General features: G+C 35.2%; 21 protein-coding genes. 15 read left to right on the plus strand and 6 right to left on the minus strand.

Features of this window, described 5'->3' with window-relative positions; all coding sequences use genetic code 11:
• The first annotated feature begins 48 nt into the window (after positions 1-48).
• The 7 genes from ffh (at position 49) to KF816_05260 (ending at position 4,513) form a co-directional block, all read left to right on the plus strand.
• Positions 49-1,380, plus strand: coding sequence for a signal recognition particle protein (ffh, locus tag KF816_05230; protein ID MBX3007417.1), 1,332 nt, complete (start codon positions 49-51; stop codon positions 1,378-1,380).
• Between the two features lie 24 nt (positions 1,381-1,404).
• Positions 1,405-1,830 (plus strand): 30S ribosomal protein S16, encoded by a 426-nt coding sequence (gene rpsP / locus KF816_05235; GenBank protein MBX3007418.1) that lies wholly within the window; start codon positions 1,405-1,407, stop codon positions 1,828-1,830.
• An 88-nt stretch (positions 1,831-1,918) separates the two neighbouring features.
• Positions 1,919-2,152 carry a KH domain-containing protein gene (locus KF816_05240; GenBank protein ID MBX3007419.1) on the plus strand — a complete coding sequence of 78 codons (234 nt, stop codon included), beginning with the start codon at positions 1,919-1,921 and terminating at the stop codon, positions 2,150-2,152.
• A gap of 12 nt (positions 2,153-2,164) precedes the next feature.
• On the plus strand, positions 2,165-2,683 hold the full coding sequence (gene rimM / locus KF816_05245) for a 16S rRNA processing protein RimM (protein ID MBX3007420.1): 519 nt from the start codon (positions 2,165-2,167) through the stop codon (positions 2,681-2,683).
• Positions 2,670-3,353 (plus strand): tRNA (guanosine(37)-N1)-methyltransferase TrmD, encoded by a 684-nt coding sequence (trmD, locus tag KF816_05250; protein MBX3007421.1) that lies wholly within the window; start codon positions 2,670-2,672, stop codon positions 3,351-3,353. The genes rimM and trmD overlap by 14 nt, the downstream gene beginning before the upstream one ends.
• The gene (gene rplS / locus KF816_05255) at positions 3,354-3,704 is read left to right on the plus strand and encodes a 50S ribosomal protein L19 (GenBank protein ID MBX3007422.1); all 351 of its coding nucleotides are present in this window, start codon (positions 3,354-3,356) and stop codon (positions 3,702-3,704) included.
• Positions 3,705-3,754: 50 nt separating this feature from the next.
• Positions 3,755-4,513 (plus strand): hypothetical protein, encoded by a 759-nt coding sequence (locus KF816_05260; protein ID MBX3007423.1) that lies wholly within the window; start codon positions 3,755-3,757, stop codon positions 4,511-4,513.
• 39 nt (positions 4,514-4,552) lie between these two features.
• Here the strand turns inward: KF816_05260 and KF816_05265 are convergent, their stop codons facing one another.
• The 4 genes from KF816_05265 to KF816_05280 form a co-directional block, all read right to left on the minus strand.
• Positions 4,553-5,740 carry a phosphoglycerate dehydrogenase gene (locus KF816_05265; protein ID MBX3007424.1) on the minus strand — a complete coding sequence of 396 codons (1,188 nt, stop codon included), beginning with the start codon at positions 5,738-5,740 and terminating at the stop codon, positions 4,553-4,555.
• A 126-nt stretch (positions 5,741-5,866) separates the two neighbouring features.
• On the minus strand, positions 5,867-7,516 hold the full coding sequence (hutU, locus tag KF816_05270) for a urocanate hydratase (GenBank protein MBX3007425.1): 1,650 nt from the start codon (positions 7,514-7,516) through the stop codon (positions 5,867-5,869).
• Positions 7,517-7,533: 17 nt separating this feature from the next.
• Entirely contained in the window at positions 7,534-7,779 is a 246-nt protein-coding gene (locus tag KF816_05275; GenBank protein ID MBX3007426.1) for a hypothetical protein, read from the minus strand.
• Between the two features lie 100 nt (positions 7,780-7,879).
• Positions 7,880-8,968 carry an adenosine deaminase gene (locus KF816_05280; GenBank protein ID MBX3007427.1) on the minus strand — a complete coding sequence of 363 codons (1,089 nt, stop codon included), beginning with the start codon at positions 8,966-8,968 and terminating at the stop codon, positions 7,880-7,882.
• Positions 8,969-9,164: 196 nt separating this feature from the next.
• On the opposite strand from KF816_05280, the gene KF816_05285 reads away from it, so the two are divergent.
• The 6 genes from KF816_05285 (at position 9,165) to KF816_05310 (ending at position 17,293) form a co-directional block, all read left to right on the plus strand.
• A complete protein-coding gene (locus KF816_05285; protein MBX3007428.1) occupies positions 9,165-10,304 on the plus strand; it encodes a tetratricopeptide repeat protein in 1,140 nt (379 codons plus the stop codon).
• 73 nt (positions 10,305-10,377) lie between these two features.
• Entirely contained in the window at positions 10,378-10,704 is a 327-nt protein-coding gene (locus tag KF816_05290) for a DUF3467 domain-containing protein (protein ID MBX3007429.1), read from the plus strand.
• 153 nt (positions 10,705-10,857) lie between these two features.
• Complete coding sequence (locus tag KF816_05295; protein ID MBX3007430.1) at positions 10,858-11,928, plus strand: hypothetical protein; 1,071 nt, start codon at positions 10,858-10,860, stop codon at positions 11,926-11,928.
• A 14-nt stretch (positions 11,929-11,942) separates the two neighbouring features.
• On the plus strand, positions 11,943-12,632 hold the full coding sequence (locus tag KF816_05300) for a FecR domain-containing protein (GenBank protein ID MBX3007431.1): 690 nt from the start codon (positions 11,943-11,945) through the stop codon (positions 12,630-12,632).
• A 36-nt stretch (positions 12,633-12,668) separates the two neighbouring features.
• Positions 12,669-15,074, plus strand: a complete 2,406-nt coding sequence (locus KF816_05305) for a hypothetical protein (GenBank protein ID MBX3007432.1) — start codon at positions 12,669-12,671, stop codon at positions 15,072-15,074.
• A gap of 5 nt (positions 15,075-15,079) precedes the next feature.
• Positions 15,080-17,293 (plus strand): adenylate/guanylate cyclase domain-containing protein, encoded by a 2,214-nt coding sequence (locus KF816_05310; protein MBX3007433.1) that lies wholly within the window; start codon positions 15,080-15,082, stop codon positions 17,291-17,293.
• Position 17,294: 1 nt separating this feature from the next.
• Here the strand turns inward: KF816_05310 and KF816_05315 are convergent, their stop codons facing one another.
• Together KF816_05315 and KF816_05320 are read right to left on the minus strand one after the other, a co-directional pair.
• Positions 17,295-18,377, minus strand: coding sequence for an LptF/LptG family permease (locus KF816_05315; protein MBX3007434.1), 1,083 nt, complete (start codon positions 18,375-18,377; stop codon positions 17,295-17,297).
• Complete coding sequence (locus KF816_05320) at positions 18,364-19,719, minus strand: LptF/LptG family permease (protein ID MBX3007435.1); 1,356 nt, start codon at positions 19,717-19,719, stop codon at positions 18,364-18,366. The genes KF816_05315 and KF816_05320 overlap by 14 nt, the downstream gene beginning before the upstream one ends.
• A 168-nt stretch (positions 19,720-19,887) precedes the next feature.
• Between KF816_05320 and KF816_05325 the strand changes: the two genes are divergently transcribed.
• On the plus strand, positions 19,888-21,255 hold the full coding sequence (locus tag KF816_05325) for a dipeptidase (protein ID MBX3007436.1): 1,368 nt from the start codon (positions 19,888-19,890) through the stop codon (positions 21,253-21,255).
• Positions 21,256-21,270: 15 nt separating this feature from the next.
• Positions 21,271-22,122, plus strand: a complete 852-nt coding sequence (locus KF816_05330; GenBank protein MBX3007437.1) for a hypothetical protein — start codon at positions 21,271-21,273, stop codon at positions 22,120-22,122.
• The last annotated feature ends 13 nt before the right edge of the window (positions 22,123-22,135 follow it).

The following is a 22,135-nucleotide window of genomic DNA, read 5'->3' on the forward strand; positions in this document are numbered from 1 at the left end:
TATTTGAAATGGATTATCTTTTTAGTATCTTATTAAGGGTTAGATTCTATGCTTGATGAATTGACCGAGAAACTTGAACGGACTCTTAAAAAGATAACCGGACAAGGTAAAATTACAGAAACAAATATATCTGATACTCTTCGTGAGATCAGACGTGTTCTTTTAGATGCTGACGTTAACTACAAAGTAGCTAAACAGTTTATTGATGATGTAAAATCAAAAGCTCTTGGCACCGAAGTAATTAATTCTGTTACCCCCGGACAGTTAATAACTAAAATTTTATATGATGAATTAACTGTATTGCTAGGTAGTTCAGGTTCGGAGCTTACAATAAATCCGACGGGCACTACCACGATTATGTTAATCGGACTTCAGGGATGCGGAAAAACTACTTTTAGTGCTAAACTTGCAAAGTACTTAACCGAAAGAAAGCGCTCGGTTCTTTTAGTTGCCGCTGATGTTTATAGACCCGCGGCTATTGAACAGTTGAAAATTCTTGGAAGCAAGATTAATATTCCGGTTTTTTCGATTGATGGTAGTAAAGATCCGGTTAAGATTGCATCTGAATCAATGGATTTTGCCAAGGCGAATAATCTTAATACTGTAATTATTGATACCGCTGGACGCTTGCATGTTGATGATGAAATGATGAATGAAGCATCTGCAATAAAAGCGGCCATAAATCCTACAGAAACTTTATTTGTTGTTGATTCGATGACCGGGCAGGATGCCGTAAATTCGGCTAAAGCATTTCATGAAAAAGTAAATTTTGATGGTGTTGTAGTAACAAAACTGGATGGTGATTCCAGAGGCGGTTGTGTTCTTTCAATTCGTGCGGTTGTTAATGAACCGATAAAATTTGCTAGTTTGGGTGAAAAACTTGATTCTATCGAGATTTTTTATCCTGAGCGAATGGCTTCTCGTATTTTGGGTAAGGGAGATGTTGTTTCACTAGTTGAAAAAGCTCAGTCTCAAATTGATGAAAAGGAAGCCGAAGAACTCGAGAAAAAGATACTCTCGAACAAATTTGATTTTGATGACTTCTTAAAACAAATTAAAATGATTAAGAAGATGGGTTCTTTAAAATCTTTGCTTGGAATGGTTCCCGGATTGAACTCAGCCATGAAAAATGCCGATGTTGACGATAAACAACTAGTTAAAGTTGAGTCGATAATTCAATCAATGACTAAGCAAGAGAGATCGAATCCAAAAGTATTAAATGGAAGCAGAAGAAAAAGAATTGCACGCGGAAGCGGTAATTCTATTCAAGATGTGAACAGATTGATAAAACAGTTTGAACAGATGCAGCAGATGATGCGCATGTTAAACAAGGGCGGAAAGCTGGGCTTTCCAAACATGAAGAATATAAGATTTAATTGAAAATAATCAGGAGGAATAAACAAATTGGCAGTTAAGTTAAGACTGAAAAGAATGGGTAAAAAACGTCAACCAATTTATAAAGTTGTTGCAGCGGATTCCCGTTCACCCAGAGATGGTAAATTTATTGAAGCAATCGGACTCTATAATCCAAAAACTGATCCGGCTACTATTGAAATTCAGGAAGACCGTGCGTTATATTGGTTAGGTGTTGGAGCTCAACCTACAATCACTGTAAAAAACCTACTTTCAAATACTGGAATATTATTGAAGAAAGAATTGGCGAAGCAAGGTTTGTCGGACGAGCAAATTAATGTGAAGCTTGAAGAATGGAATAAATTGAAAGAAGCAACATTAGCCGCGTCTTTAAAGAAAAAAGAAGAAAAACTAAAAGCTAAAAAATCATCGGCTGTTAAAGAGAATGATAAAACAGAAAATGTAGCGGAAGTATAGGGTACTGCTTCCGAAGATCCAAATACCCTAATGGAAATCTGCATATAAATAATTGGGTACCCTACATCATTAAAATAAAGGTATTCTCATGAAGGAATTCATCGAATTTATCGCAAAACACTTGGTTGATAGTCCGGATAATGTTGCTTTGGAAGAAGCCACACCCGATGAGAAAACAATCGAACTTACCCTTAAAGTTGGTGCCGACGATGTTGGTAAAGTTATTGGTAAGCAAGGTAAAACAGCTCAAGCAATGAGAACCTTACTCACTGCTATTGCTGCCAAAGACGGTAAAAGAGCAATTCTAAAAATATTAGATTAATCTTTTGCAGTTGTGGATGATTTCTTATTAATCGCAAAAGTAAAATCGATCCACGGCAACGATGGTTTTTTATCTATTGAATCTTTTTCCGATTTTCAAGATCGCTTTTTAAAATTAGAAAAAGTTTTCGCAGATTTTTTTGGTGTCAGAAAGGAATTTATTGTTGAAGCCGTTGACTATTTTTCGAAAAAAATAGTTATTAAAATTGAAGGTTTCAATAATAGTGATGATGCTTCGATTTTTATTGGTAAAAATTTATTTGTTTGCCAAAGTGAGGCTATTCCTGCATCGGGGGATGTTTTTTTTATTCATGATCTCATCGGAAGCGAGGTCTTTCAAAAAGAGAGACTTATTGGAGTTATTGTTGATGTTCTAAAACTTCCGGCTAATGATGTTTATTTAGTGAAGAATAGGGTAAAAAAGGAAATATTAATTCCGGCTGTGAAGGATTTTATCCAAAAGTTTGATGCGAAGAAAAAGAGAGTTGATATTACACCGGAATTTGATTTGACTTATTATGATGAGGATTGACATTATTTCTGCTGTGCCGGATTTGCTTGCTTCTCCTTTAAATACAAGCATAATTAAAAGAGCACAGGATAAAAAGAAGGTCGAAATTTTTATTCACAATCTTCGCGATTATGCTTACGATAAGCATAAGCAGATTGATGATAAACCTTTTGGCGGCGGTCCGGGAATGCTGCTAAAACCAGAACCGTTCTTTGAATGTATTGAGAAATTATTGAGCGAGAGAAAATATTTACACATTATTTTTCCTACTCCTAAAGGAAAAATATTTAATCAAAAATTGGCTAATAAATTTTCGCTCGCTTCAAACTTATTAATAGTTGCCGGGCATTATAAAGGTATTGACGATAGAGTTCATCAAAGGTTTTCTACCGATGATGTTTCGATTGGTAATTATGTTTTGAGCGGAGGAGAATTACCTGCGCTTGTAATTGCGGATGCTGTAATTCGATTAATTCCAGGTGTTTTGAATGACAGCGAATCAGCATTAAACGATTCGCTAATGGATGGAGATACTGTTGAAGCCCCTTATTTTACTCGTCCGGCTGAGTACAAGGGATTAAAGGTTCCGGATGTTCTGCTTTCGGGAAATGAAAAAATTATTAAAGATTGGAAAGCAGAACAATCAAAAGTTTTAACTGAACATTGGAAAAAAATAAATAGTATGGAGTAAATTATGGATAAGCTGAAAGAGCTAACCGAAGATCAGATTCGGGCTGATTTTCCGGCATTTAAGTCGGGAGATCACATCCGGGTGCATGTTAGAGTTATTGAAGGTGATAAAGAAAGAGTTCAACCTTATGAAGGTGATGTTATAAACATCAGAGGCATTGGTATGAGTAAAACTTTTACAGTTCGAAAGATATCAAGCGGTGTAGGCGTTGAAAGAATATTTTCATACAGTTCACCAAAAATCGCAAAAGTTGAAGTGGTTCGCGAAGGCAAAGTTAGAAGAGCTAAATTGTTTTATCTCAGAAAACTTTCCGGTAAAGCCGCTAGAATTAAAGATAAAAATCAAAAATAATTCTGCAACTGCAAAGCCGCTTTTTAAGCGGCTTTTTAATTTTTATAACGATGAAACTAATATTGCCCCCAAATGTATTCGCCAAATTATTTGCCGCAACACTGCCAAAATCGCTGTTTACGGAAATAATATACCGCCCCTCTTCATTAATCTCTAAAGATTTGTTGTTAGACACTCAAGCAATCGGATTAATCCCATCGCTGGATTTAATTACAAATAAAACTTTTAATATTTCCTCAAAAGCTTCAATCTCTTTTGATGGACCTCTCGCAAACAGTTTTTTATATTTTAATGAAAAGGGAAGTAACCTTAATAATATTTATCTACGTGGCGATATAAGCCTTAATGAAATTATTATATCAAAAATAATTTTTCAAGAACACTTTTCATTATCAACTGAAATTATACTGGATACTTCTGAAAAACCGGACTTCTCAAAAATTCTATTAATAGCCGGAAATGAAAATTATGAGACTGATTGCTTTAATAAGGGATTAAGTTTTTCTGATGAAGTGGCTGAGCTACTCGATTTACCGTATGTTAATTACATATTTGCTTCTCAGGATAAGGAATCAATTCAAACTCTCAACGGCAATTTAATAGATGTTGATATGACGATTGAAAAATTTTTGAGGGATATTTCAATGGAAATTTTCGATTCAAAAATAACCGACCATCTGCTCTCAAATTATAATTCTGTTTATTTAGAATTTACTGAGAATGAGAGAATTGCACTTGAAGAATTGATAAAACTAACATACTTCCACCGAATAGTAGATGATATGTTTGATATTAAATTTGTTGATTAGAATGAAAGGGATTCGATTTAACGAATCCCTTTGGCACTATTAATCTAAAGAGATGTGTGAGTAAGTGAGTACATTTGGATTTTTTCGGATTAATTCAAGCATCTCTGATGTAGCCGGAGCTTGAAGTTGTAAAGTACAACATGCTACTAATCCACCATCAAAAATAATATTTTCAACTTCCTCAATATTAATATTACCGCTTCGTAAAACATCAAGAATTGCCGCGAGAACGCCCGGTTTATCATAATGTTTTACAATTAATTGATAATGTGCGTCTGTAACTTTTGCACGGTTAACCCAGTGTGCGATTACGCGACTGTTAATATATTGTAAAATAATGTTTACGGTTTCTTCAGCAACAGCGTTTTGCGCTTGTTCGGTTGACGCGCCAATATGATGTGTTACATAAACATTCTCAAGTTCCTGCAATCGTGATGATACAACACCATCTTTCGATTCGGGTTCACCTTTAAATACATCTAGGCCGACTTTTAAATTCTTCTCTTTAATTGCTTTAACTAAATCGTCTTCATTTATCAAATCTTGTCTGCTGGTGTTGATGAGAATTGCTCCATCTTTCATCATAGAAAACATTTTGTCGTTGAATAATCCCTTTGTTTGCGGAGTAGCGGGGAGATGAAGTGTAATAATATCAGCTATAGGGAGAATTTGATCAAACTCGGAAAAATCTTTAACTCCGTAACCTTCAATTCGGGAAACATCCTTAGCGTAAATATTTAATCCAAACGCCTGAGCTCTTTTAGCAACTTCTTTACCAATTGCTCCGTAACCAACAATAGCTAGAGTTTTACCGAATAGACCCTCAGCTTTTGAATATTCCCCTTTGTTCCATTTACCATTTTTGAAATCGGAAACATTATGTGGAATTCTTCGATCGAGTGCCAGCATTAATCCAATCGCAAGTTCTGCAACTGCAATTGAGTTTTTACCCGGACAATTAGAAACGTAAATACCTTTTTTATTTGCGGCTTTAATATCAATATTATTAACACCGGCGCCGGCACGCACAATTAAATTAAGTTGTTTTGAATTCTCGATTGTTGCCGCATTAACAATTGTGGAACGGACAACCAAACAATCAACTTCTTCGGCAGCTTTCGGTAGATCGTTTTCACCGAGTTTAGGATTGTAAATTACATCGATATCAGAATTTTTTAACTTCTGAATATACTGGTCGGGGAATTTGTCGGCTATTAAAACTTTCATCTTCATTTTTTACCTCCTTAAACATCAGAATTAAGTGAAATAATTTTTTAGTGAAAGAAAGTTAATAACTCGTATAAATTAAACAAACTACTTTCGGAGGAAACTATTACTCTAATTACCGATTAACTATTTCATCATAGGAATTTTTACATTGAATTTTTTAGAATTATCAATTGCCCGCTCATAACCGGCATCGGCATGGCGTATAATTCCCATTCCGGGATCGTAGGTTAGTACACGCTCAATTCTTTTTTCTGCTTCGGGAGTTCCATCAGCCACAACCACCATTCCGGCATGTATTGATTTCCCAATTCCCACACCGCCCCCATGATGAACCGAAACCCAACTAGCGCCGCCAATTGCATTTAATAACGCGTTTAATATTGGCCAATCGGCAATCGCGTCGCTTCCATCTTTCATTGCTTCTGTTTCCCGGTTTGGTGATGCAACAGACCCGCAATCCAGATGATCTCTCCCAATTACAATTGGAGCGCTTACTTTTCCATCGGCAACAAGTTTGTTGAATACTTTTCCCATCTTTGCTCTTTCACCATAACCTAACCAGCAAATTCTGGCAGGCAATCCTTGAAAGTGTACCTTCTTTTGTGCGAGTTCAATCCATCTAATTAATGCGGAATTCTCTGGGAAGGTCTCTATTACAGCTTTATCAGTTTCAAAAATATCATTAGGATCACCACTCAATGCGGCCCATCTGAAGGGACCTTTACCATCACAAAATAGGGGACGAATATATTCGGGGACAAATCCCGGAATATCAAAAGCATTTGTCAATCCATTTTCTTTTGCTTCACCCCTTATATTGTTGCCATAATCAAAAGTAATTGCGCCCCTTTTTTGAAATTCTAACATTGCTGTTACGTGGGTAACAATCGTTGATTTTGACAATGCCATATATTTATTAGGATCAGATTTACGAAGCGTGACTGCTTCCTCAAAACTCATTCCCATTGGTACATATCCATTCAGAGTATCATGCGCACTGGTCTGGTCTGTAAGTATATCGGGTATAATATTTCTTTTCAATATTTCCGGAAGCACTTCACCGGCGTTGCCGACCAATCCAACTGATAATGCTTTTTTCGATTTCTTTGCTGCAACAATTAATTTTAACGCTTCATCAATATTTTCGGTGATAATATCTAAATAACCGGTATCAATTCTTTTTTGAATTCGGGATCTGTCAACATCAATACCCAAACATGCGGCGCCATTCATAGTTGCGGCTAAAGGCTGAGCGCCTCCCATACCTCCTAAACCGGCAGTTAATAAAAATTTGCCCGATAGCGAACCATTAAAATACTGCCTAGCACACTCTGCAAAAGTTTCATAAGTCCCTTGCAATATTCCTTGTGAGCCAATATAAATCCAACTGCCGGCAGTCATCTGTCCATACATTGTTAAACCGAGAGAATCGAGTCTGCGGAATTCATCCCAAGTTGCCCAATCGGGCACAAGCATCGAGTTTGAGATAATTACTCTTGGCGCGTTATCATGAGTTTTGAATATACCAACCGGTTTACCCGATTGAACTAAAAGTGTTTCATCGTTTTCGAGGTTTTGCAGAGATTTAATTATGGCATTGTACGATTCCCAATTGCGAGCGGCTTTTCCATATCCGCCATACACAATTAGATCTTCGGGACGTTCGGCAACTTCCGGATCGAGATTATTCATCAGCATTCTTAGTGCGGCTTCTTGAATCCACCCCTTACATGAAATTTTAGCACCGGTTGGCGCCTTAATAATTTTACTCATATGGTATTCAATAAAATTTAGTTGTTAAATTTATTTTCCATCAAGCTTTTATACTGGGTTAATGCAGATTTATAAAGCCATCTTTTTAGGAAACCACTTTTTTTGAGCATCACTTCCATATGTTTTATGTTTTCTTTGAGATGAAGAACCAGCTTAGTTTTTTCATCCTTTGTAAATTTTACTTCTTCAGCCGGCTCGTTAAGCTTATCGATTATAGAATTATAAGTTTTAATTTCGACCGAAAATTTTTCATCTGCCGCCATCTGTTTTATGATTGATTTACAGAAGTTAATCAGAATTTTTTTTTCATTCTTATCGAATTGAAAGTTGTAGTTTTTGAATAAAGGTTTTGCCATAGTTGTATTATATTTTTAATGATAATAAGTTTTCCCGCATTTTTTGGTAGCCGGGTTTAATTATTTTGTAGATATATTCAAGTCTCTCTGTATGTTTTAAAAATGAGGATTTCATTGCGTTGATATTTAATTTTTCAATATCATCCAAGTTAATCCCAAACAATTCGCTTGCAGTCAAATACTCTTTAGTGAGAGTTGTGTCGCTCATTAATCTATCGTCTGTATTGAGGAAAACACGAAATTTGGATTTATACAATTTTATGAATGGGTGATTCTCAATTTTATCAACAGCACCGGTATGAACGTTGCTTAACAAACATATTTCGAGTGGTAAGCGGGTATCAAGGATATATTGGGCGAGTTCACCCAATGCAATAATATTACCATTTTTATCAAACACCATATCTTCAATCAACCGGGTAGCGTGTCCAATTCTATGCGCCCCACAAATTTGAATTGCCTGCCAAATAGATTCCTTCCCAAACGCTTCTCCAGCGTGAATAGTGATATGAAAATTCTTTTCCTTAATATATTGGAAAGCATCAATATGTTTTTTTGGAGGATAACCTCCCTCTTCACCCGCTAAATCAAATCCCACAACTCCCTGATTCCTAAAACCAACGGCAAGCTCAGCAGCTTCTAGTGTATTCTTCATATTTCTCATTCCGCAAATAATCAAGCCATAACCAACACCAAAATCCTTTTTTCCCTTCTCAAGACCTTCTAAAACGGCATTTACAGCGTCTTCTTGATATAGTCCTTTCGAGGTATGAAAAACCGGTGCAAATCTTGTCTCAACATAACAAACTCCATCATTTTTCATATCCTCCATCATTTCATAAGCAACTCTTCGTAACGATTCCTTAGTTTGCATTACTGCACAAGTGTGTTCAAAACCTTGCAGATATTCCACCAAATTTCCCTTATTTGCTCCTCTATGAAACCATTCAGCCAGTTCAGCGGGGTCAGAAGTTGGTAGTTTGCTGTACTTCATTTCTTTGGCGATTTCGATTATTGTTGCCGGTCTTAACCCCCCATCTAAATGATCGTGCAATTGTACTTTTGGTACTCCTCTAATGATTTCTTCAGTTTTCATTTTATCCCTTTTTACGTCAAAAAATATCTCTTTGTACCTCTAAAATCAATTAATAACAAAATATGAATTAAATGATATAGCATTATTAATCAGTACTTTCGTTGATTAAAATAGGGTTAATTTGTCTTGAAATACCTATTCAAATTGGTTATTTTTACCCCGGTTAAAAATAAACTTTCTAAAATTAGGAGAATAAATGAAAAAAGTATTTATTTACTTAAGCCTTGCATCGATGATATTCGGTATTATGGCATTTCAATGTGCTTCAGCTGAATTGACCGGCGCAAAATTATATATCAATCAAAAGCAGTACGAGAAAGCTAAAGAAGCTCTCAATAAAGAAGTAGCAAAAAATCCATTAAGTGATGAAGGTTGGTATTTACTTGGATTTCTGCATGGTGAAGATGGTAATATTGATGAAATGTTAGCAGCATTTGATAAATCCATGAGTGCAAGTAATAAATTTGCTCCTCAAATCAAAGAAGCAAAACTTTACCATTGGGCTACTTCATTTAATAAAGGTGTGAGTGTTTTCAATAATGCCTCAAAGACCACTGATGCTGATTCAATTAAAATGTATTTTCAAAAATCGGCTGATCTTTTTATCTCAGCTATAAAATGTGAACCAGATTCTGAAATTACCTATACAAATTTAGCTATGACATATATTAACATGGGAGAAAATGAAAAGGCAGTTTCTCCACTCGAGAAGTTAGTATCATTCGGAAAATCAGCTGATGCTTATGTCATGCTTGGTCAAATATATTTGGATAAAGGAAATGAACTAAACGACAAAGCCGATTCTGCGGCTGCTCAAGTAAATTTTGAGAAAGCTATTTCGATATTAGAAAAAGGAAGAGAAAAATTTCCAGATGACAGCGAAATTTTATTGCGAGTTTCCAATGCCTATATTGGAGCTAATAAGTTAGAAGTTGCTATGGACGCTTTTAAGAAGGGCGTTGTTCAAGAACCGGATAATAAATTTTATAAATATAATTATGGTGTTCTCTTATTAAACTCCGGCGATTTCCCGGCTGCAGAAGAACAATTTACTAAAGCAGTTGCTCTGGATTCCGAGTACACAAATGCGGTATATAACCTCGCGGTTACTTATGTTAGATGGGGCGCAAAGATGAGAGAGGAGATGGAAGCTAAAGGAGAAAACAATGAGCTTTATAAAGAAAAATTCAAATTAGCTATTCCTCATTTAGAAAAATACTTATCAGTTAATCCCAAAGAACCAGTAATATGGGAATTGTTGGGAAGAGTTTACGCTAATCTTGGAATGCAGGAAAAATCACTAGAAGCTTTTGAAAAAGCTGATGCAAACAGATAAGAAATTAAATTAATTTGGAATTCAACCCACAGTTTGTTTTCGAATTGTGGGTTTTTTATGATATGAGGTTTATATGAGTCAGAATAATGATACACAAGCACAACAAATAAATATTGAACTAGGAGAAAAAGAAGCTGAAGGAATTTATTCTAACCTAGCAATTATTACTCATTCTCCAGCCGAGTTTGTAATCGACTTTACTCGAGTAGTTCCTGGCGTACCAAAAGCGCGGGTATTATCAAGAATTATAACCACACCCCAACATGCAAAAATGCTACTTCGAGCTTTAAAAGATAATATTGAACGTTTTGAATCGAGATTTGGTGAAATTAAAATTGATCAGCAAAATGCTCCTCAATTTGGTTTTATAAATCCCGAAAAAAATACCCCAATAAACTAAACTTTCGGAATAATGGCTAGTTCACTTGCCAAGTGGACTAGCTTCTTATCGCAAATCACCAGTCAAAATTCTTTCTTGAGTTACTCAAAATAAATAATTAGCTTAATTTTAGTTTAAAAGAGAATATTTCAATATCATAATTAAGGGATTGATATGAAACGAATTAGGATATTTTTATTCGCTGCTATATTATTGATTGGTGCAGATATTTTTCCCCAGCATGTGATAAAATTGGATGTTATGCAAGATATTTCCTCGCTGGATCCGGGCGCATTTTTATTGAATAACAATTTATCCGGGCAACCGAGAATATTCTTTGTAAGCATAATAACAGATAAGCCAAAAGTTAAAATTAGAGGAAGAGTTGACTGGCAAGAAAGTTATAATTCATCTGCTGCAGAACTTCTAAATTTTACTACCGAAGTTTTTTCACCAAAGAATTTTTTTAATGATCAGCTTGGAAGTATGGACATTTCACTAAAAGATGTTTCTGGAGATGAAAAAAGGGGAAAAGATTTAGCTGCACGAGGAAAACCGACAGGTATTTTTACTATTACACTTCAAATGTATGATGAGTTTGATAACTATCTTGCAATGGATTCAAAAGACTTAGTTTTTCTTAACCCAACAGCGCCATCAATTAATTTACCCGATAATCAAGCTACCGAAGTACAACTAGGTATTGCGCAAGTAAGCTGGAACCCCGCATTAGGAGCAGTCAGATATAAAATATTACTTTGTGAAATGAGAGAAGGTCAATCTCTTGAAGAGGCAATTCAATCCTGCTCAAATCCATTCGTTAACACCGAAGTTGATAAAGCTATTACATCAATTAATCTTTTTGACGGCGCGTATAAATTACGAGAAGCAACAGAAAATATGCATTTAGCTTTGCAGGTCTCTACAGTTGCTTCATTTAGTGGAAGAGAAGTGGTTACAGAAGGAGATTTAAGGGAATTAGTAATTGTAGCAAGAAACAGTAATGCTAGTCTTCAGAGACAGTTCACCGTAAATCCCGAAATTCAAAGATTGGTCAATTTGCTAAAAGATAAAGTTGATCAAACTTTCTTAGATAGTTTAACGAATGGTTCAATTGATCCTTCACAAATTCAATTGGAAGATGAAAATGGGCAGGTGCTTCAGTTTACCGATTTAACCGCAATTCTAAATTATCTTGAAGCGAACAACTCTTCTATAACAGATATTTCGTTTAGCGCCAAATAATGAGGGCAATTAAAATGAAAAAATTTTTAATAATCGTATTAGCCGTTTCAATATCCTTCGGTTTTACTACCGAAGAGAAAAAAGATTCCAAATCAAATAATCCAATTGCTTTCGTAAAAAAAATTGTAAAAGATGTAACGCATAAAAAAGTAGATAAAGATGACTGGGAGCCGGCTAAACTTACTGTTCCCCTCAAAGATGGAGAAGAGTTGAAAACAGGGGACAAATCTCTTGCGCTTGTAACATTCCTAGATAAAAGTATAATTCGAGTAAGGGAAAACGCAATTCTAAAAATATATGGTGAAACTGAAAATAAAAATGTTAAGAAAAACACTTTCATTCAAAGAGGACTGGTTGGGTTTGAAATTACCACTCAAGAGGAAGGCGACGAGTTTAAATTCACTACACCTACCGTTGTGGCTTCAATTCGCGGTACCGGCGGAAGTATTGAGTTTGATGATCAGGATTCAACCACAACCGTTAGATTGGACAGCGGGAATGTATATTTACAAACATCTACCGGTGATCAGGATCTATCTGGGGGCAATACCGCTTTAATTAATCCTAACGGAGAAATCCTAGTTTCTTCTCAAACTGAAGATGACAAACAGGTAAATATTCAATCCCAAAGAACAAATACCAAAAAAATAAAAATTAAAACGCCTCAAGGCGATGTTATAATAGAATACTATACTGCTGAATAAAAGGTTGTTTAATTTCAAAAATTTTTGGATAACACAATGAAAAATACAATTAGAAACTGTGCCCTAGTTTGTAATTTGATAACATTGACATTTTTGTTTGCTACTTCAGTAATTGCGCAGGTGAGCGATAATATATCTGAAGTACGAATAGGTGACGCAAAAGAAAAAAATCCAATTTCAATTGTGGTTAACTTAATTTCTGTTGAGTCGATTTCGAATATCGATATTGCCTATAAGGAATTTGGAGAAAGTGAGTACACGAAATCTGAAATGTTGATTACCGGGAATAGTGCAATAGTGACAATTCCCCCTGAAGTTGCTAAACCACCGCTCCTCGAATACTATTTTATAATTTCCCTCAAAGATGGCTCGATGCAAACTTTTCCCATAGGTGTTAACGAAGGAGTTGCGCCGTTTCAACTAATGATTTCAACCGTTTCCAATAAAGATAAAGAGATTATGGTGCTGAGCCCCGATGCGGGAGAGAATGTTAAAATTGAGGATCTACTTATTTCAATATCATTTATTAAAGCCCCAGATACAATTGACGTAGCCAAAACAAAAATATTTCTAAATAATATTGATATAAGTTCATCGATGCTTTTGGCGGGAGATTTAATCCTTTTGAGCGGTGAAAATTTGGGGGCGCAATTTAAAAGCGGCGCAGGTATTGTTAGGATAGAAGCATACGATAAAGATGGTAATTTATACCACACTGTCAATCAATCATTTAATATAGTTAGTTTTGAAGTAGCTCAGAGCATCGAATCACTTTGGAAATATTCGGGCAATATTAAAGGTGAATCTCGAAATGAAAGCTTTAATTCATCAAGTACATGGTTTAATAATTTGAGTACAGACTTAAATGCCTCCGCGTCCGATTGGAGATTTAACGCATTCGCTTTTATTACAAGTGAGGAAAAATCAACCCAACAGCCATACAACAGATATTTCGCTTCGGTAAAAAATGGAGATTGGCTGGATTTGAGAGTTGGAGATGCATTTCCCCGCTTTCCAAATTTGATTCTTGATGGCAGAAGAATTCGTGGTTTTAATGGTAGCTTAAATTTGGGTGCGTTTAATATTCAAGCGGCTTACGGTGAAAGCGTGAGAAAAGTTGAAGGGAATATAATTGAGAAATATAACGCGGGAAATGTACCTCTCGGTTCGGATATTATTCCAATTGATATGCAGAAATATGGTTCACCCTACGCGCGGGTGAGGTTTGGCACATTTAATCGGCAAATATTTGCCGTACGCCCCTCCTTTGGAAGCGGTCAAAATTTCCAACTTGGATTTAGTTATTTACACGCAAAAGATGATCCCGGTTCTATCGATTTTGGTGTTCGCCCTCAAGAAAATGTTGTAATTGGCACCGATTTAAAAATTGCGGCTGATGATCAAAATATTTTATTTACCACGCAAGCCGCTCTATCAATTATTAATAAAGATATTGCCTCAGGAACTTTAACAGATGCTCAGATCGATTCCATATTCAGTGACAATTCCACGTTCGATATCGATCCTAAAAGTGTTAAAGATATTAGGGATATAATAGATAGATTCATAACGGTAAACCAATATTTAGGTCCTTGGAATCCCCAAGAACTTGCCTCATTTGCTGGAGAATCAGCACTTTCGCTAAATTATTTTAATAACTCGCTTCGTGCTTCATATATTTATAGAGGGAATGAGTATCAATCTTTTGGTCAATCTTTTATACGAACGGATGTGAAGGGATTAAATATTCAAGATAGAATTAGAATGTTCGATAACCGGGTTTTTCTGGCGATTGGTTATGAAGAATTAAAGGATAATTTACAAAAAACAAAAATTTCTACAATTACTTATAAAACTTATAGCGCTTCACTTTCTCTTTTTCCGCGCGCTGATTTTCCAAACATAACCATAGGATTTAATAGATATCAAAATGCAAATGAGTTAAAAATTACTGATCCAAAGTATGGCATCTACGCAATTGATGATTTAACAAACCGGTTTTTGCTTCAGCTATCTTATGATATAGATTATTTGGTTCGCCATAGTACTTCACTTTCCTTTACTACTTCCAGCAGAGAAGATAATAGTTTGTTGAAGAATGACGCCTCTTTTAATACCGGCTCATTTTCTGTGAATAGTTTTTGGACTCGCGACATCTCTTCAAATTTTGGGTTACTCTTTAGTTCAAGCGAAATTGCGGGAATTCCATTCAGCTATTTTACTGTTAATTTTGGCGGAAGATATCGACTCCTAGAGAATAAATTACTCTTATCTGCTAATTTTGCTCCTAGTTTTGGTGATTTTGAAAGACAAACATTAGAGTTACTCGCCGATTATAATATCTTGGCTAATCTAAATTTGGGCTTTCAAGCTAGAATATTTAGAATTCCCGGATCGTCAACTAATTCAATTATTGGTTTAACTACAAGGCTCACTATATAATTAAAATGAAACAGGGCAAGAGTAGTAAAAAAGATTTTTCTAAATTTTATTTAATTATTCTTGCCTTCATTTTAAGCATCACACTTACTCAAGAATTATTTTTTACTATTAGTCCCCTAAAAAAACTAGAGCTTAAATTTATTGATTCCCGATTTAGTGAGCGGGGACCGGTAAATATTAAAGACTCATCAAAAGTTATAATATTAGAAATTACTCAAGATTCGTATGATCAAATTCCTCAACCTTATAATAAATGGCCCTGGGCGAGATCAATTTATGTTAATGTTATAGAAAACTTAACTGAAGCCGGCGTGAAAGCTATTGGCATCGATATTAATATGCTGGGTCCCGATCAGTTTTCGCCCAAAAACGATTCTTTGATGAAAGCGGCAATAAGGAAATCGGGGAAAGTTGTACTTGCGGGAAAAATAGATGAAGTTTTAGAAAGAAGTATTGATGAAAGAAATACGCTGATTCAAAATCAAAAAATTAATTTCTCAAATATTTTTTATGATGCAGATAGTTCAATTGGAATTGTACAATTACCACCAGATTATGATGGGGTTTTTAGAAGGTATCTGCCATACGTTTTTACTTCATCAATTAATAAAAATATTCCAAGTTTTGGCGGCGCCGTATTGAATAAATATTATAATCTCAATCATGATTATACTGCTCAGCGCAAAGATGGATATTTCGATTTTAACGGAACTCAAATTCCTATGTTCGATAACTATACATATCTTATTAATTTTTATGGACCCAGTTCAACTTTCCCCAAAATAAAATTTATAGATGTTTTAGATGATAAAGATTTCTTAACAACTGATGAAATTGAACTTGAAGTTGAACTTAATACATGGGATATGGATGATGGATTATTGCAAAGCGGTATTTTCAAGGATAAAGTTGTTTTAATTGGTTCTACAATGCCGGAAGATAGAGACCTCTTTCCAACATCTTTTGCGAAGGGGGATCTTGAGGGGGACAACCTAATTTACGGTGTTGAGATACATGCCAACGCGATAAATAATGTTTTGAATAGGGATTTTCTGAGTAAGCAGTCAAAGTTAACGGAGATATTAGAAATCATAATATTGGTATTAATTATTTTCTTTATCACAGATGTAATTAGAAGACTGAAATTAAAAAACAATTTATTTCTGGAGCTCATAAATCTAATTATAGTTTCACTATCTATTTTCTTGCTTTACCAAATAAGTATCTATTTTTTCATAACTCATAAACTCATTATTTCAATAATTGCTCCAGCAGTATCAATTCTAATAAGTTATTTCGCATCGACCGCCTATCATTTTATAAAAGAACGACAGCAGAATGTTTTAATAAAAGGAATGTTCAGCACTTATGTGAGCAAAGATGTGGTAAATGAGTTGTTGAATAATCCCGATAAACTAAAACTAGGCGGCGAAAAGAAAAATGTTACTATTCTATTTAGTGATATTGCCGGCTTCACCACTTTTTCCGAAGGTAAACAACCGGAAGAATTGGTTTTGTTTATAAATGAATACTTAAATGAAATGACCGACATAGTTCTAAAAAATGAGGGAACGCTCGATAAATATTTAGGTGATGCAATAATGGCGTTTTGGGGTGCTCCACTTGAAGTAGAAAACCATGCACATAAAGCTTGTATTACTGCACTTGAGATGCAAAAATCAACCAATGAAATTAGTAAAAGATGGATCTCCACCGGTGAACAACCATTAAAAATTAGAATAGGAATAAATTCCGGCGAGGTAATTGTTGGCAATATGGGGGGCGTTAAGAGGTTTGATTATACTGTGATGGGAGATAATGTAAACCTGGCTTCGAGATTGGAAGGCGCGAATAAACAGTACAATTCTAAAATTATGATTGGAGAATCGACCTACGAATTAATTAAGGATAAGTTTCTGGCGCGTGAATTAGATTTGATTAAAGTAAAAGGGAAGGTTAAACCAACAAAAGTCTTTGAGTTGATTGGATTGAAGGAAGAATTGAACAATGCGAGTGTTGAAAAATTATTAGAGGATTATTCTCGTGCATTAAATATGTACAAGCAAAAGGAATTTGAGCAAGCAAAAATTTTATTTGATTCTGTTAGTAGAGAGTTTAATGATGATACTTCAAAAATATATTCTGATAGGTGCCAATCATTTATAATTACTCCACCGGATGTAAAATGGGATGGTGTTTTTGAATTGAAGACTAAATAAATTATTTACGGGCGCGTTCTATATTTATTATAGCCGCCGCTAGAAAAATAAAATTTGCAAACCATGAAGTCAGAAATGGACTCAACATTCCACTTTTGCCATATGCTTGACTTATTTTCATGAATAACAGATAAACGAAAGTAATTAACAAGTTAAATCCAAACTGTATTGCCAACCCGCCCCTTCTTTTATTTGAAGCGATTGGCAGTCCAAATAATACTACCACAACACATGCAAACGCATAAGCTATTCTTGAATGATATTCTATATCAATTTCAATTGGGTTGTTTCCTGTTCTCTTTTGCTCCGCTGAAAATTCAGATAACTCCGTAAGCGTCATTTCTTCCGACTTAGTTTGCTTTTTGAGAACATCGGAAGGTCTTATAAAAAAATTCGAAAATTCTTTAGCGACAAATTTTTCAAGTATTTCTGTGCTGTCTGTAAAAGTACGGCTTACACCTTCAAAACAAACCCATGCTTTTTTTAGCGAATCGTATTCCATCCTAAATGCATCAGTTCGATATATTAATTTGGTTTTATCATAGGGGCTATATTCTTGAATACTTACTTGATTAGCAGACTGAGTGTAGGTGTCGTAATGATTAATAGAAATAATTCTGCTGGGGGAGTCCTGAAAGAAAATATTATTGCTAAAGTTCACAATGCCTTTTTTCATGAAATCTCGTTCTATATATACTTTTCGTTTGTTGGCATCTGGTACAACAAATCCTCCAAAGTAAACACTTAACAGGGAGACAAGAACAGAGGTTAAAATAAATGGTGTCATAAACCGGTATAAGCTAACTCCGCTTGCTTTTAATGCGGTTAGTTCATTGAGGTTGGACATTTTTCCGGCAACAAACAAACTCGCCAATAACACAGCTACGGGGGTAATCAATCTTATTATTTCTGGAATAAATACAAAGTAATATTCGAAGATTATATTTGTGGGCACATTTTGATCAACGATATCCCCCAATTTTTCCATCATATCTATAACAACAAATAGTAGCGTGAATGCTAATATTCCAAAAAAGATTGTTTGGATAAACTGTTTGACGAGATAATTATCAATAATTTTCATCGGCTACTTCAGTATTTCTCCAGGATTTGGGGATAAGTTTATTAAAGAATTCAAAATTTATTGTTACCATTTCTTTAGCGCTTTTAATCATTAATAAAACGCCAATCAATCCCAAGAAAATATTAGCGCCCCAAATTCCCACAAATGGAGAGAGCAATCCCCGGTCAGCTAATTTCTCACCGCCAATTAAAAAAACCCAATAGATTAAAAAGAAGAATAAACTTAAACCGGCGGCCATACCAAATCCACCTTTGCGTGACATTGTTCCGAGCGGGGCTCCGATTAAAACAAATACAAGACATGCAAATGGCAGAGCATATTTTTTATGGATTTCTACCCAATACCTATTTTTCTCTTTTCTCAGATAATCGAGTCTCGAGCTAATACTCTTTATTGAGCTTTCATCAAATCTTATTTGCTGTTCAATTTTTACAGAGACATTAGTTGGATTCGCCTCAATCACTTCACTTTTGGCCTTAGTGATCATCCGTGTAAGTTTATTAGTGAAGTCCTTTAATTCCAGTTTATTAAGATTAGCTAGGCTATCTACAATAGTAAGCATAGCATTAGCACCCAATTCGCGGTCTCCACGCTGACCTCCTGGAGCGCTTTGCTCAAATGTGAATTCATCTGCGGGCATTGCAATTTTATGCCGGTCAAATCTAAGTCTTCTATATTCACTCTTATTTATATTACTCGTTTCATGAATTTCACCGGTCTCGAGATCCATAATTAATTTTTTTTGATCTTTCGAAAAATAAATTTTTCCTTTTTGGGCTGTAACTATATTTATTTTGGGAGGATTGGAATAATCGTAGATAGTAACAGATTTTAATTCATTCGTCAATTGGTCAATTTCACGTGTTAATATTGAGTAGTTGGGAATATCTTTTGAAAAGACACCCGGAGCTAACGATAATGTTGGCTTCTTTCTTGCGATATCTTCCAATAACAACCTTGCCGCATGATTTGAATCTGGATAAATGTTATTATTGAAATACACTAATCCCCATGCTATTAAAATACTTCCCAATAGAGGGGGAATCATCATTTTATAAAGACTAACGCCTGTGGCTTTCATTATTGCTACTTCGTTATTTTGGGACATATTCCCGAAAGCCATTATGGTTGAGATTAGTACCGACATTGGTACAACTAGTACTATCATCCAGGCCAAACTATACATCACAAGTTGCAAAATTACCATAGTACTTAATCCCTTACCAATTAACTTATCAGCCATTTTCATTAAGTATTGAAGCAGCAAAACGGCAATTAAAGTAAAATTAGCAAATAGAAATGGTACTAAATGGTTGCGAAGTATGTATCTTATTAATATCAATTGGTTTCAAGTTTTACTTAAGCAAATTTAACAATTAATGCTTCAGTTTGAAATGAGAGATAGTATAATTTATTACTGGCTCGGTATAACGTATAAACTTGAATCCAGTGAAGTATAGAACTAAATTGTAACTCAAATTTTGTAAATCTTTGCTAGTACGGAGGCATGATGGAAAATGTTGTAAATCATTTAAGAAGTAATCTAGAGAAATATATTGAAGAGTTAAAAGAGTTTATTAGGATTCCAAGTATCAGCACCTCAGAAGATCATAAAGGAGATATGCTGAAGTGCGCAGAATTTGTTTCTGAAAAACTTAAAACTGCCGGGATGAATAATGTGAAAATATTCGAGACACCCGGGCATCCGTTGGTCTATGGCGAATGGCTAGGAAATCCCGGTAAACCTACAGTACTAATTTATGGGCATTATGATGTACAGCCGGTTGATCCTATCGAACTTTGGGATAATGATCCATTTGAACCTGTAATTAAGGATGGGAAGATATACGCCAGAGGCGCAAACGATAATAAAGGGCAAAGTTTTGTTCATATGAAAAGTGTTGAATCATTTTTTGCAGTTGGTGAAAAACCTCCGGTAAATATTAAATTTTTACTGGAAGGGGAAGAAGAAATTGGTAGCACAAATCTGGCTCCATTCATAAAAAATAATGCTTATTTATTACAGTGTGATGCTATACTTATTTCGGATACAAGTATGTTTGATGCAGGCATTCCTACAATTACATATGGCCTCCGTGGTTTATTATATATGGAAATTGAAGTTACCGGGGCAAGCCGTGATCTTCATAGCGGCAGTTTTGGTGGAGCAGTAGCTAACCCCATCAATGAACTCGCCAAAATTATTGCCAAGCTACAGGATAAAAATGGAAAAGTAACAATTCCTCATTTTTACGACGATGTTCTAAAGTTAACCGCAAAAGAGAAAGAGAATTTTAAGAAATTGAAACACTCCGATAAATCGTATGCTAAAGATTTGAAAGTAAAAGAACTTCAGGGAGAAAAAGGATTTTCCACACTTGAGCGTTTATGGGTGCGCCCAACTCTGGATTGCAACGGAATTGTTGGAGGATTTACCGGAAAAGGAGCAAAGACAGTTCTTCCTTCAAAAGCGATGGCGAAAATTAGTATGCGGTTGGTACCTAATCAAAAACCGGAAAAACTTGCAAAAGAATTTATAAAATTTGTGAAAAGTATTGCTCCAAAATCAATACACGTTGAGGTAAGGGCGCTCCATTGGGGTTCGCCTGCATACGTTCCTCTCGATTCAAAGGCAATAATAGCAGGTGCAAACGCGGCGGCAAAGGCATTTAAGAAAAAAACAGTCTTTACTAGAGAAGGCGGTTCAATACCAATTGTTGTTGAATTCATGAATCATTTAAAAGCTCCGGCTGTTTTGATGGGATTAGGTTTGGATAGTGATAATATTCATTCTCCCAATGAACATTTCAGAATTGAAAATTTTGAAAAAGGTCTATACAGCTCCGCTTATTTTTTAGATGAATTTTCAAAACTTTAATTAGAGGATAACTCAATGAAACTCTATAAAGTGTTTATAGTGTTTCCCTTATTAGTAGCGCTAATATATTCTTGCGGTAAAGGAACAGGGGATGGGGATGCGGCAACCTCGACTTCAAAAGATGAAAATGTGCGAGAGTATAATCTGGCTATTCAAAAAGAACAGGCCGCCGCACGTTTTGCTTGTGATACTATTGCTTTAAAAGAATTCATACTTGATACTTATGAACCTGGCACTTATTTGGTAAAATTTGATAGAACTTACACTTACAACGTGCCAAAATCGGCGGTCATTTATTTCAAAGATAGTGCTAATTATGTACTTGCTGTTGTGGCAAAATCAAAACCGGGTGAAAGAAATATTGAAGCTAAAAATGTAATCGGGTTTGAATCAAGTTTTATTAATCTCGACAGTACGAAATTAGGAACCGCTTTTTTTTGGTTAACTTTGTTCGAATGCAAAGAGGACGATTTTGTGAGGATATGGGAATCTGAGGTTCCGATTCATGGTGGCTTTAACCGCATGTCTATTAAAAATTGGCGCGAAAAAAATATGAAGTATGTTGAATTGAATTATGAGGATGGCATAATTTCGGGTCATAGAAACTATAATTTTTTTATGGTTGACGGTTGGAGAAAACCACCTCATCTGCTTGAAACTTATGTGGGTATAGCTCATAAAAGAACATTATCTAATGTTAATAATGATAAATTCCCAGATTATTATGAATATCGTTTTTCCTCTTCCCACTGGCAGGTCGATTCATTATATGCTATTAGAATATTGGACTCAATTCCGTTCTATTGGAGCCTTCAACAACAATTATATATAACCGATAGAAGTCCCCGATGGTTTAGAAAATACTAATTCGATAAGAGAG

Source organism: Melioribacteraceae bacterium (genome assembly GCA_019638015.1).
Taxonomy (GTDB): domain Bacteria; phylum Bacteroidota; class Ignavibacteria; order Ignavibacteriales; family Melioribacteraceae; genus JAHBUP01.

Excerpts from the sequence above, each read along its gene's own strand:
- KF816_05330 (MBX3007437.1), top strand. The coding sequence starts at position 21,271 with ATGAAACTCTATAAAGTGTTTATAGTGTTTCCCTTATTAGTAGCGCTA.
- trmD (MBX3007421.1), top strand. The coding sequence starts at position 2,670 with ATGATGAGGATTGACATTATTTCTGCTGTGCCGGATTTGCTTGCTTCT.
- KF816_05325 (MBX3007436.1), top strand. The coding sequence starts at position 19,888 with ATGGAAAATGTTGTAAATCATTTAAGAAGTAATCTAGAGAAATATATT.
- KF816_05300 (MBX3007431.1), top strand. The coding sequence starts at position 11,943 with ATGAAAAAATTTTTAATAATCGTATTAGCCGTTTCAATATCCTTCGGT.
- KF816_05275 (MBX3007426.1), bottom strand. The coding sequence starts at position 7,779 with ATGGCGGCAGATGAAAAATTTTCGGTCGAAATTAAAACTTATAATTCT.
- hutU (MBX3007425.1), bottom strand. The coding sequence starts at position 7,516 with ATGAGTAAAATTATTAAGGCGCCAACCGGTGCTAAAATTTCATGTAAG.
- KF816_05280 (MBX3007427.1), bottom strand. The coding sequence starts at position 8,968 with ATGAAAACTGAAGAAATCATTAGAGGAGTACCAAAAGTACAATTGCAC.
- KF816_05315 (MBX3007434.1), bottom strand. The coding sequence starts at position 18,377 with ATGAAAATTATTGATAATTATCTCGTCAAACAGTTTATCCAAACAATC.
- KF816_05240 (MBX3007419.1), top strand. The coding sequence starts at position 1,919 with ATGAAGGAATTCATCGAATTTATCGCAAAACACTTGGTTGATAGTCCG.
- ffh (MBX3007417.1), top strand. The coding sequence starts at position 49 with ATGCTTGATGAATTGACCGAGAAACTTGAACGGACTCTTAAAAAGATA.
- KF816_05295 (MBX3007430.1), top strand. The coding sequence starts at position 10,858 with ATGAAACGAATTAGGATATTTTTATTCGCTGCTATATTATTGATTGGT.
- KF816_05260 (MBX3007423.1), top strand. The coding sequence starts at position 3,755 with ATGAAACTAATATTGCCCCCAAATGTATTCGCCAAATTATTTGCCGCA.
- KF816_05285 (MBX3007428.1), top strand. The coding sequence starts at position 9,165 with ATGAAAAAAGTATTTATTTACTTAAGCCTTGCATCGATGATATTCGGT.
- KF816_05310 (MBX3007433.1), top strand. The coding sequence starts at position 15,080 with ATGAAACAGGGCAAGAGTAGTAAAAAAGATTTTTCTAAATTTTATTTA.
- KF816_05305 (MBX3007432.1), top strand. The coding sequence starts at position 12,669 with ATGAAAAATACAATTAGAAACTGTGCCCTAGTTTGTAATTTGATAACA.
- KF816_05265 (MBX3007424.1), bottom strand. The coding sequence starts at position 5,740 with ATGAAAGTTTTAATAGCCGACAAATTCCCCGACCAGTATATTCAGAAG.
- KF816_05290 (MBX3007429.1), top strand. The coding sequence starts at position 10,378 with ATGAGTCAGAATAATGATACACAAGCACAACAAATAAATATTGAACTA.